The following is an 11,470-nucleotide window of genomic DNA, read 5'->3' on the forward strand; positions in this document are numbered from 1 at the left end:
AACGCACCCACCGGGAGGATCCATGAACGACACGATGCGGGCCCTCGTGATCGACCGCACCGGCGGCCCCGACGAGTTGCGCCTCGCCGACGTGCCACGCCCGACCCGGGTGCTCGACGAGGTGCTGGTGCGCGTGATCGCCGTGGGCGTCAACCCGATCGACGTGAAGACGCGCGCGGGCCGCGGGGTCTCGGGCGCGATCGCGACCTGGCCCGCCGTGCTCGGGTTCGACTTCGCGGGCGTGGTCGAGCAGAGCCCCTACGCGGCGCACCCGCTGCAGCCCGGCGATCGGGTGTACGGCATGGGGCGGGTGCCGCGCGTGGCGGGAAGCTACGCCGAGTACCTCGCGGTCACCTCGCTGAGCGTGACACCGATGCCGGCCTCGCTCGGGTTCGTCGAGGCCGCGGCCGTGCCGCTGGCGGCGCTCACCGCGTGGGGCGCCGTGTTCGAGACGGCGAGAGTCGGCGCCGGCACGCGGGTGCTCGTGCACGCCGGAGCCGGGGGCGTCGGACACTTCGCCGTACAGCTCGCAGCGCATGCCGGCGCCGAGGTCACCGCGACCGGCTCGGCGCGCAACGCCGAGTTCCTGCGGTCGCTCGGGGCGAACCGCGTGATCGACTACACGCGCGAGCGGTTCGAGCACGTCGCGGGCGAACAGGACGCCGTGATCGACCTGGTCGGCAACGTCGCCGACGACACCGGCACCCGATCGCTCGACGTACTGCACCCCGACGGGGTGCTGGTGAACGTGCCGACGGGCTCGTGGCCGACGATGGGCGACGAAGCGGCCGCGCGCGGTCTGCGCGCCACCGGCTACGTCGTCGAGCCCGACGCCCGCGTGCTCGCCGAGATCACGCGCCTCATCGACACCGGCGCGATACGCGTGCACGTCGAGTGCGAGCTGCCGCTCGCCGACGGCGCCGAGGCGCACCGGCTGCTCGAGTCCGGGCATGTCCGCGGCAAGGTGGTGCTGCGGGTCGCGCCCGATCCCCGCTGAGGATCGGGCACCCGATTCACCACAGGGATGACCTCTGGTGAGGAACGTTCTTCCAGTGAACTGCGCTTCCTGCGCGACGGCCCTGCGGACCGGGTGGGAGCTCACCCGGTGGCGCCCTCGAGCAGGGCCGCACCGAGGTCGCTGCGCAGGTAGAGCACGCTGCGTCCGGAGCGCGAGGAGGTGAGCAGGCCCGCCGCGCGCAGCACCCGCAGGTGCTGGTTGACCGCGCTCGGGGTGACGTCGAGCCGCACGGCGAGCTCGGTCGACGACGCCGGCTCGCCCAGCACCGTCAGCAGGCTCGCCCGCACCTCGCCGAGCACGGCTGCGACGGCGGCGGGGTTCGCGACCGGCTCGGCCTCCCACAGCGCGCCCTGACCGCGCGCCGAGTACATGACCATCGGCAGGCCGTCGCCGACCGGGGCCGACGCCCGGCGCGTGAACATCGTCGGCACGAGCGTGAGCCCCTCGCCGCCGACGGCGCGTAACCGCTCGCTCGGGTCGCGCAGGGCGACGCTCACCACGCCCTGCTCGTACGCGATGCCCGACGACAGGCCGTTCAGCATCGCCGCGACGCCCGCCTGCGCGACCTGTCGGCCGCGGTAGCCGATGTCGGCCTCGAGCACGGCGCGCATGCGCGGCCAGTACGGTTCGAAGCAGGTCTCCCACAAGCGGGTCAGCTCGGTGACGATGCGGGCGAGTGCGCGACGGCTCGACCCCTCGAACACGTCGGGCACGCGCCCGTGCACGCCGACGAGGTCGGCGCGGAACACCTCGCGCGGGGTGGCCGCGAGCACCGCCAGCTCGTCTTCGAGCCGGGTGAGCGGCGATTCTGGTCGCGGGTTCAGGAAGTCAGGTGTCCACAGCCGTTCGTCGATGAGCGCGCCGAGCACCGTCATGTCGAGTCGTTCGCGCGCGGCCTCGGTTCGCCGCAGCCAACCGACCTGCAGCGGGAACCGCGACGGGTCGAGGATGGCCCGCAGGCTGAGCCCGAGCTCGCACAGCGGCGAGATCCCGAAGCGCACGGCGCCGAGGTCGTCCTCGGTGAGCAGGTAGCGCAGCATGAAGCACTACGCTACATCGGTTTCGCGGCGCGTCGAGCGATGAAAGAACTGGAACGTGACCCGTTCGACCTCGCCCACCGCCCTGTTCACGCGCCTGCTCGGCCCGGTCTCCGACCCCGTGCTGCGCATCCTCGTCACCGCGACGATGATCAGCCGCGTCGGCCGCGGCATCTTCCTCACCGTCACGGTGCTGTACTTCACGCTCATCGTGCACCTGCCGGCGCACGAGGTCGCGATCGTGCTCGCCGCGTCGAGCGGACTCGGGGTGCTCGCCTCGCTCGCGGGCGGCTGGCTCGCCGATCGGTTCTCGCCCAAACGGATGCTGCTCGCCCTCACCGCACTCGAGGGCGTGGGGCTGGCCGGATACGCGTTCGTGGGCGACTTCGCGTCCGCGCTCGTCGTGGCGATGCTCGTCGGCGGATTCGGCCAGGCGGCGAACTCGAACCGGATGGCGATCATCGCCCGCGCATTCGTCGGCGAGTCGCGCGTGCACGCCCGCGCGGTGCTGCGCACCGTCACCAACCTCGCGATCGCGGTCGGCTCGGGTCTCGGCGCGATCGCCCTCGCCGTCGGCACCGCTGAGGCCTACCGGGCACTGCTGCTGGTCGCAGCGATCGCCTACCTGCTCGGGCTGGTGCGCCTCGCGAAGCTCCCCGCATCCGTCGACGCGCCGGCGGCCGCGGCATCCGACCCGGTTCTGACCGCGACCGGCTCCACCGACGCCGTCGCGACCAGGCGAGCCGCCCGCCGCACGCTCGCCGCCCACTCCCCGTGGCGCGACCCGCGCTACCTCGCCCTCACCGCGCTGTGCGCGGTGTTCGCGATGCAGTTCGGCGTCGCGGAGCTCGGCGTTCCGCTCTGGATCGCACACGACACGAACGCACCCGAGGTGCTGGTCTCTGCGACGCTCATCCTGAACACGGTCATCGTGGTGCTGTTCCAGGTTCCTCTGTCGAAGGGCACGCACGACCTGCGCCGGGCCGGGCGGGTCTCGGCGATCGCGGCATGGCTGATGGCCGCCTCCTGCCTCGTCTACGCGATGGCGACGGGGCAGCCCGTCTGGGTCGCGGTGGTCGTGCTCGTCGCCGCGGCGCTCGCGCACGCGTTCGCCGAGGTGCTGTCGCAGGCCGGCGGCTGGGGGCTCAGCTTCGAGCTCGCCGACCCGGTGCGCAGCGGCACCTACCAGGGCGTGTTCGGCATGGGATTCTCGGTCGGCTCGATGTGCGCGCCGCTGCTGGTCGCCCTGACCGTCGAGCAGCACGGCGTGCTCGGCTGGGGTGTGCTCGCCGCGGTCTTCCTCGTCTCGGGGCTCGGCGTGTGGGTCATCGCGCGGATCGCAGCCGGCGCGCAGGAGCGCGCGGCCGAGGCGGCCGCGACCGGTCCGGATGCCTCGATCGAGTCGGATGCTTCGGATACCGCGCCGGTGCGAAGCGCCGACGCGCGGGTCACAGCGAGGGAATGACGAGCGCGAGCGTGATCAACCCGCCCAGTGAGACGACCACGGATGCCGCGACCACCACGAGTCCCGCAGCGGCGTCGCGGCGTGCGCGACGCGCGATCGACGGCTTCGCGGCGATGACGCGGCTCGGCGGGGTGTCGTCCATGACGACGGGGATCGGCGCGATGCTCGACGGCACCGCTCGGGTGGGGTAGTTCTCGACGGCGCCCGCGCCGCGACCGGGCACCGACGGGCGCAGCGTCGCCGGGTCGAGGGGCGCCGGGGTGAGGGTGCGCCGACGCCGGCGCGACGTGTTCGGCTTCGGGCGCGCGCCCGAGCTCACGGTCGCGTCCGCAGCAGGCGCGCCATCACCCACGATGATGGTGCGGTCGACGTCGTCGGCGGCGCGCTCGGGGGCCTCGAAGCCGTCGCCCGTGCGACCGACGACGACGGTGCGGTCGACATCGTCGGATGCCAGGGCTTCGCCCGACGCGACGACCACCGTTCGGTCGAGGTCGTCGGCCGCCTCGGCGGCGGAATCGGCACGCCCGACGACGATCGTGCGCTCCTCGAAGTCGGGGTACGGCTCGGCGACCGGGCGCGGGCGCTCGATCACGAAGGTGCGCTCCTCGACCTCGCCGGGGGCGGGTTCGATCGGGTTGCGCGTCTCGCTCATCACGGCCTCGTCTCGCGCACGGGGATCGTCGTCGCGTCGAGCGTCGACTCGACCGGGGCCGACCTCGACGTCGATTCGCCGGCGAAGGACTGGGGCAGGCCGCCCGCCACCACATCCACCACCACCACGGTGATGTTGTCGCGACCGCCGGCCTCGTTGGCGCGGGCGACGAGCGCTTCAGCGGCAGACTCGGGCCGGCCCGACATCGTCAAGGTGGCGCGGATCGCCTCGTCGGAGACTTCGCTCGTGAGCCCGTCGGAGCACAGCAGCAGCCGCTCGCCGTTCGTGACCGGGAGCAGCCAGCTGTCGGCGGTGCTGTCGGGAGCGCCGATCGCCCGCGTGATGACGTTGCGCTGCGCGTACGAGCGCATGTCCTCGGGTGCGAGCGACCCGTCGTCGACGAGTTCCTGCGCCAGCGAGTGGTCGACCGTGAGCTGCTGCAGTTCGGTGCCGAGATGGCGGTAGACGCGCGAGTCGCCGACGTTGAACACCAGCCAGCTCGGGGTGCCCTCGTCGTCGACGAGGGCGACGCCGGTCACCGTGCTGCCCGCTCCGCGCGAGGTGCCCGCGGCGATCGACGCGACCGCCTCGTCGGCATCGGCGAGCGCATCGCGGACGGCTTCGAGGGTCGTCGCAGCGCCCTCGGCTCCCCGCGCGTCGAACGCGTCGACGACCGCGCGGCTCGCCCGGTCGCCCGCCTCGTAGCCGCCCATGCCGTCGGCGACCAGGAACAGGGGCGATCGGGCGAGGTACGAGTCCTCGTTCACCTCGCGGCGCTGACCCGGGTGGGTCGCCGCGCCGACGCTGAGCATCACGGGAACGGTCACGGCGCCTCCATCACGATCCGCATGCCGAGCTTGCCGAGCACGAAGCGGTCGGGCACGGGCGTGGCGACACCCGCGTCGATGAGCTGCTCGTCGCCCGCGACCTCGATGAGCACGCCATTGGTCGAACCGAGGTCGGTGATGACCCACTGACCCGAGACGAGCTCGAGCCGCGCGTGCGTCTTCGACAGCGTGCGGGTGGAGTCGGGCACGGCGAGCCGTTGCTCGCCGGCGGCCGCCTCGCCCGGGTTGCGTCCGAGCAGCACGCGATCGCCGCTGAGGGCGAGTTCGCTGCCGTCGTCGAGCCGGAGCCGCCAAGCGACGCGCGGTCGGCGGTCGACCACGACGGTCGCCTCGTAGTCATCGTCGACGTACGGCTCGGGCTCGGCCGCCGCAGGCCCCGGCTGGCGGGCGGCATCGATCGCGGCGTCGTCGAACCGCAGCACGGTGGCGCCGTCGGCCTCGTCGAGCGCGCCGGGCGGCGCGACCGGCGCGACCGGCACGCTCGGCGCCGACCAGGCGGCCGCCTGGGCCCGGCTCGAATCGGCGGGCTGCTGGGCCGGCCAGGCGGGCTGGCTCGGCGCAGCGGCGGGCGGATGCGCAGACCCGGCGTCGCCCGCGCCGAGAATGCCGGCCGGCGGCACGATCATGCCGTGCGACGGTTCGGCCCGGCTCGGCGCCTCGACGGGCTGGAGCGTCGGATCGGGAGTCGGAGCCGGCGCGGGGGCCCGGGTGGCCGGTTCGACCGGCGTGAACGGAGCCGGCGCGGGGGCCGCCTCTGCCGGGGTGAACGACGCCGCCGGAGCGACGGGCGCCGTCGGGGCGACGTACGGCGCATCGACCGGGGCCCACGGGTTCGGTGCTGCCGGGTTCGCCACGCTCTCGGGCGGCGGACCGGGCGCGACGGGCGCTTGCTGGAGGGTGGCGTCGACAGCTGCGGACGGCACCGCAGGAGTGGCGAAGGGCGCCGGCCCGGGCGCACCGTACGGCGCCTGCGCGGTGGGCGCACCGTAGGGGGCCTGCGCGGTGGGCGCACCGTACGGGGCCTGCGCGGTGGGCGCATCGTAGGGGGCCTGTGCGTCGATGGGCCACGCGCCGGGCGTCGCCGGAGAGCCGAGGGGCGGCGCGGGCACCGGGCCGGGCTGCACGGTCGCGAGCGGCCCCGTCGCCGCCGAGACCCGTGCCGGCGCCGGCGCGGCAGGCAGCCGACCGTGCTCGAGGTCGGGAGCGACCTTGCCCCAGCCGAGCAGCGTCGCCCAGAGCGGCGGCACCAGCACCGCGAGCACGGTCATTCCGGCGCCCTTGCCGAACAGCCGACCCACGCGGTTCGCCGCCACGATGTACAGGAACAGCGCATAGAGATTCGCGATCGGCACGGCGAACAGCAGCACCCACCAGCGCGAGACACCGCCGAGCGCGAGCACCTCGGCGGTGTTCAGCACGGGCACCCAGCCGCGCCAGGGCTCGGCCGACATCCGTCGGAACAGGCGCGAGAACGAGAGGCCCGTCCACACGTACCAGGCCGCGAGGAACAACAGTTCGACCGCGATCAGTGCCAGCAGTACCAGGGCCGCGCCGGCAGCGGCATCAGGATCGGTCACGGGGTGATCTCCTTCGGATGGGTCAGTCGGTTCGCATTCGTGCGAGGCGCGGTGGTCCGCCGCACCCGCTGCATGAGCGAACGAAGTGTCAGGGCTGCGCGCAGCCTGGCGAATCGGCGGCGATCGGCGGCGAGCTCGCGCCGCTCGGCGTCGACGAGCCGCCAGGCCTCGTCGGCGAGCACCGGGTCGGCGGCGTCGGCGGCGAACACGGCGCGATCGACCAGCTCGGCGAGCGCCACCGCACGCGGCCGCCCGACCGCGATCGCGGCGTTCGCTCGTCCGCCGCGGTCATCGAGCACGATCCCGACATCCGCGTAGCGATCGCGCAGTTCCTCCCAGGCTGAGACGGTCGAGAGTTCGGGGTCGCCGAGCGACCGGCGGGCACGTGCGCGCGCGTTCTTGGCGACGATGACGGCGACGAACGGCAGCGCGATGAGCAGCGCGGCGAGCACTCCGCCCACGCCATACCACACGGTGCGCACCCAGGCCTCGCGGGCGGCGGTCGGATCGTCGGCTTCGGGCGGCACGGTGTCGGCGGCGTCGTTCTCGGCACGGGGCGGGTCGAGCGGTTCGCTGCGGGCGTCGTCGGGCACGGTCGGATGCTTCGGCAGCTGCTCGCCCTCGGCGAGGCGACTCGGCGGCACGGCGAACTGCGGCGAGGCATCCACCGTGACCCATCCGCCCGAGTCGGCGCGCACCTCGGCCCAGGCGGTCATCGTCGCGCCGGTGCACGTGCCGTCGCAGACGGGCGCGGCCGCGGTCGATGCGCCGGCGCCCGGCAGCCGGACGCCGAGTACGACCCGCGACTCGAACCCGAACTGCCGGGCCAGCAGTGCCGCGGCCGCGGCGAACTGCTCGTCGTCGCCCACGCCGGCGACGAGCAGGTCGTCACCCGCGTCGGCACCGGCTCGGCGCTGCTGCTCGACCAGTTCGGCGAACAGCTCCTCGATGCGCGCGCGCGAGTGCCCGGCGTAGCTCGGCAGGAACTCGTACCCGCTCTCGTCGGCGAGTCGCGAGATCCAGGGCTCAGACTCGTCGTCGGCGAGCACCGCGTGGCTGAGGTAGCCGCGAGCGCGCAGACGGTCGACGAGCTCGAGGTAGCCGGCGCCGGTGCGCGACACGTCCTGCAGCCCGACCCATTCGGTGAGCGAGGGGTATGCCTCGGCGTCGAGGTCGGTGTCGCTTCCGGGCGCCGCGGCGAACGACGTGCGGGTGTCGTCGGAACCAGCCGTCGGTTCGGCGACGAGCCGGTAGTGGTCGCCCCCGCGCAGACCCGTGGCGCCGTCGTCATCGGCGACCTCGACCGCGCCGCCGTCCGCGGTCACGTGGAAGCCGTCGGCCAACACCTCGGCGCGCGCGCCGTCGAAGACCGGTGCCGCCGCGAGCGTCGCCGGCGCCGGCACCCAGACGCCCGAGTAGGCGTCGCCCACGACGACTTCGAGCGAGGCCAGCCCGGCGCCCGAGTCCGCGCTGCGCGGGAGCCGGGTGTACCTGGCCTCGGGGTCGACATGGAACACCTCGCCGTCGAACCGCTCGAGCGCCGCGAACGGCAGCCGGTCGAACGCCTCGAGATCGCCCGACACGGTGACCACCGTCTCATCGAGGCGGTCGGCCGTGAACCACGACCGGTACCCCGCGAGCGGGCTGGTCTGGCGCTGCACCACGACCGCGGGCTCGACCTCGTCGCGCAGGGCGGTGCGCGAACCGAGTGACGCGACCGCCGGGGCCGCGGCGACGCCGCCGACCAGGGCGACGACGACCAGCGACGCGGCGAGCAGGTTGCGGCGCAGGGCGGGCCCGGCCGACGCAGCCCCCTGGCGCACCGTCGCGGCGCGGGCGCGCGCCAACGACCGGCGGCGCAGCATCCGGGATCGTGCGACGAGCCATCCGGCCGCCGCCGCCAGCCCTGCGACGCCGATCGCGATCTCGCGCGCCGCAGGCAGCGCGACGCCGAGAAGCCGAAGCGGCTCGCTGACCGCGCTCGTGCCGAACGCGATGCCGTACACGCTCATCGCGAGCACCGGAACGACGGCGAACGGCGCCGTCGTGCCGCCGCGAACGATGAGGACGGCGGCGACGGTCGAGGCGACCAGGGTCACGACGAGGAACGGCACCAGCACGGCCTGGTAGTCGCCGAGCGGCGGCTCGAGGGTGAGCACCTGCTTCCAGCCGAGCACGACGCCCGTCGCGCCGTCGCGGATGCCTCGCGCCCACGACTCGAGCGCGCCCATCGCGCTCGGCACCGCGACCGGCACCACGACGAGCGCGTACCCGATCAGGGCGAGCGCGGCCGAGACCAGGCCACCGAGCAGCCGCCGGCCGCCGAGCCGGCGACCGAGCAGCGCGGCGCCGATACCGATGCCGACGCCCGCCGCCGCGACCAGCCAGACGCGCCAGACCTGGTGGATCGGCCAGGCCGCCCACGCGGCCAGCACGGCGCCCGCGAGCAGGTAGCCGAACCCGAGCCACCGCACCGCGGCGCCCTCGGCGTGCCCGCCGCGCGTCGCACGCGAACGCACCGGCTCCACGCGGGTCATCCGAGCACCCCCTTGGCGAGCATCCTGGTGAGGTCTCCGAGCGCACCGATCGTGAGCACCGTGACCTCGCGGGTACGTCGCAGCGACGGCTCCGCGCCCAGCTCGCAGCGCACCGCGATCGCGCCGACGCCCGCGGGCAGCGCGACCGCCGCCTGCCGCAACCGCTGCAGCGGCAGCTGCGAGCCCGTGACGAGGAAGACGACCGAGAGGTGCTCGTAGGTCTGCGCGGCGAGGGCTGCGACCTGTTCGACCCTGGTCACCCGGTCGCCCGACTCGACGCCCGACATCGCGTCGAGGAACGCGCGCGGCGTCAGCGTCGGCAGTGTGCGCAGCGTCAGCACGTCGCCGCCGAAGTCGGGCAGCGCGCCGCCCACGCCCGCCGACACCTCGCGGCCTTCGCGCACCGCCTGGACGCCGATCGACGCGGCCGCGCTCACCGCGGTCTCGAACTCGTCATCGTCGAAGAACTCGGCGCGGTCGACATCGAGCAGCACCGCGATGCGGGCATGCCGAGACTCCTCGTACTGGCGCACCATCAGCCGGCCGGTGCGCGCCGTCGCCTTCCAGTGCACGTGCCGCTGCGAGTCGCCGGGCACGTACTCGCGCACGGCGTGGAACGACAGGTCGGCGTCGACGAGCGTGCCGGTCGGCGTGCCCTCGAGGTCGCGCACGAGTCCGGCGCTCATCGAGGGGATGCGCGCCGTCACGGGGTGCACGTGCACCCGCTGCACCTCGGGCCAGCGCTGTTCGCGCCGGAGGATGCCGATCGGGTCGCCGCGCGAGACCGTCATCGGACCGACGTCGATGATGCCCCGCCGTTCGGCCGCGATCGCGAGGTCGTGCGAGTGGTGCGCGCCCCCTCGCAGCAGCGGCACGTGCACCTCGACGAGCCCCGCGCCCACCGGGATGTCGACCACGCCGGGCAGCGCGGTGCGATTGCCGGCGTTGACCAGGTCGAGTCGCCCGTACACCTCGGAACCGGCGACCACCCGGTCGCGGTCGAGCACGAGCTGCAGTCGGTACTCGTGGGCCCCGAGCAGGAACGGCACGCACAGCACCAAGAGGATCGCCGCGACGGCGGCGGCCGCCCACGCCTCGACCCACCCGTACGCCGCACCCGCGACGAGGCCGGCGACCGCGACGAGGGCGAGCACCGCACCGGCCGGCGAGACCGTGTCGCGGAGCCATCCGGCCGCCGCGCGCACCGCGACGCGCGTGCGCAGCCAGGCCACGCGTACCCGCCAGACCGTGTTCGCCACCGGGCCGCGGCGCACGCTCGAGACGCGCGTCACCGTGCCGGCACGGGTCACGGTGCCCGTGGCGGCGGCGGTGCGCGTCAGCCGCGACTCGGTGTGGAAGGTCACAGCGTGCCGTTCTCCCGGGGCGGAGCGACGTCGAGCAGGATCTGGCCGACGACCGCGACCGCGGTGACGCCGTCGAACTCGGCCTCGGGCTCGAGCACCAGCCGGTGGGCGAGCGCGGGCACGGCCAGCTCGCGCACGTCGTCGGGCGTGACGAAGCTGCGCCCGTGCGCGGCCGCCCAGGTCATCACGAGCTTCGAGAGCGCGATCGCGCCGCGCACGCTCACGCCGAGGCGCACCTCGGTCGCGCGGCGCGTGGCGTCGACGATCCGCATGATGTAGTCGGAGATGAGCGGGTTCACGTAGACGCCGCGGGCGAGGTCGCTCATCGCGATGATCGTGTCGGTCGAGGCGACCGCGTCGAGCTCGCCGCGCGGTTCGGCCACGCCCTGCAGGATGCGCAGCGTCGCCGCCTCGTCGGGGTACCCGACCGAGGTCTTGATCATGAACCGGTCGAGCTGCGCCTCGGGCAGGCGGTAGGTGCCGCCCTGCTCGATCGGGTTCTGCGTCGCGATCACGAGGAACGGGTCGCCGACCGGTCGGGTCACGCCGTCGACCGTGACGTTGCCCTCCTCCATCACCTCGAGCAGCGCCGACTGGGTCTTCGGGCTGGCGCGGTTGATCTCGTCGGCGAGCACGATGTTCGCGAACACCGGCCCGGCGTGGAACTCGAACTCGCCGCGCTTCTGGTCGAACACCGTGATGCCGGTGACGTCGCCGGGCAGCAGGTCGGGCGTGAACTGGATGCGCGCGTTCGTGCCGTGGATGGTCTGGGCGATCGAGCGGGCGAGCGCGGTCTTGCCGGTGCCCGGGTAGTCCTCGAGCAGCACGTGGCCCTTGCTGATCGCGGTGGCGAGCACGAGCTCGATGACGTGGCGCTTGCCGAGGATCGCCTGTTCGACGTTGTCGGCGAGCAGCGCGAACGTCTCGGCGAACCAGGTCGTCTGGACTTGGGCGATCGTCATGGTGGCGGTC

9 protein-coding genes are annotated in these 11,470 nt (G+C 74.0%); 2 read left to right on the forward strand and 7 right to left on the reverse strand.

What is annotated here, in order from left to right:
* Positions 1–22: 22 nt before the first annotated feature.
* Entirely contained in the window at positions 23–997 is a 975-nt protein-coding gene (locus tag FLP10_RS05805) for an NADP-dependent oxidoreductase (protein ID WP_149160013.1), read from the forward strand.
* Between the two features lie 101 nt (positions 998–1,098).
* Here the strand turns inward: FLP10_RS05805 and FLP10_RS05810 are convergent, their stop codons facing one another.
* A complete protein-coding gene (locus FLP10_RS05810) occupies positions 1,099–2,058 on the reverse strand; it encodes an ArsR/SmtB family transcription factor (RefSeq protein ID WP_149160014.1) in 960 nt (319 codons plus the stop codon).
* Between the two features lie 55 nt (positions 2,059–2,113).
* Between FLP10_RS05810 and FLP10_RS05815 the strand changes: the two genes are divergently transcribed.
* Positions 2,114–3,520 carry an MFS transporter gene (locus FLP10_RS05815; RefSeq protein WP_246150213.1) on the forward strand — a complete coding sequence of 469 codons (1,407 nt, stop codon included), beginning with the start codon at positions 2,114–2,116 and terminating at the stop codon, positions 3,518–3,520.
* Here the strand turns inward: FLP10_RS05815 and FLP10_RS05820 are convergent.
* Genes FLP10_RS05820 through FLP10_RS05845 form a run of 6 tightly spaced genes read right to left on the reverse strand, consistent with a single transcriptional unit; the run spans position 3,504 to position 11,460 of the window.
* A complete protein-coding gene (locus FLP10_RS05820) occupies positions 3,504–4,172 on the reverse strand; it encodes a hypothetical protein (protein WP_149160015.1) in 669 nt (222 codons plus the stop codon). The two genes, FLP10_RS05815 and FLP10_RS05820, sit on opposite strands and share 17 nt — an antisense overlap.
* Positions 4,172–4,999, reverse strand: a complete 828-nt coding sequence (locus FLP10_RS05825; protein ID WP_149160016.1) for a PP2C family protein-serine/threonine phosphatase — start codon at positions 4,997–4,999, stop codon at positions 4,172–4,174. The genes FLP10_RS05820 and FLP10_RS05825 overlap by 1 nt, the downstream gene beginning before the upstream one ends.
* The gene (locus FLP10_RS05830; RefSeq protein WP_149160017.1) at positions 4,996–6,597 is read right to left on the reverse strand and encodes a DUF5684 domain-containing protein; all 1,602 of its coding nucleotides are present in this window, start codon (positions 6,595–6,597) and stop codon (positions 4,996–4,998) included. Before FLP10_RS05830 ends, FLP10_RS05825 begins: the two co-directional genes overlap by 4 nt.
* Positions 6,594–9,134 carry a transglutaminase domain-containing protein gene (locus tag FLP10_RS05835; protein ID WP_149160018.1) on the reverse strand — a complete coding sequence of 847 codons (2,541 nt, stop codon included), beginning with the start codon at positions 9,132–9,134 and terminating at the stop codon, positions 6,594–6,596. Before FLP10_RS05835 ends, FLP10_RS05830 begins: the two co-directional genes overlap by 4 nt.
* Entirely contained in the window at positions 9,131–10,498 is a 1,368-nt protein-coding gene (locus tag FLP10_RS05840) for a DUF58 domain-containing protein (protein WP_149160019.1), read from the reverse strand. Before FLP10_RS05840 ends, FLP10_RS05835 begins: the two co-directional genes overlap by 4 nt.
* Complete coding sequence (locus FLP10_RS05845) at positions 10,495–11,460, reverse strand: AAA family ATPase (protein WP_149160020.1); 966 nt, start codon at positions 11,458–11,460, stop codon at positions 10,495–10,497. Before FLP10_RS05845 ends, FLP10_RS05840 begins: the two co-directional genes overlap by 4 nt.
* Between the last annotated feature and the right edge of the window lie 10 nt (positions 11,461–11,470).

Origin of the sequence: Agromyces intestinalis, from assembly GCF_008365295.1 — a bacterium.
In the GTDB taxonomy this organism is placed as follows: Bacteria; Actinomycetota; Actinomycetes; order Actinomycetales; family Microbacteriaceae; genus Agromyces; species Agromyces intestinalis.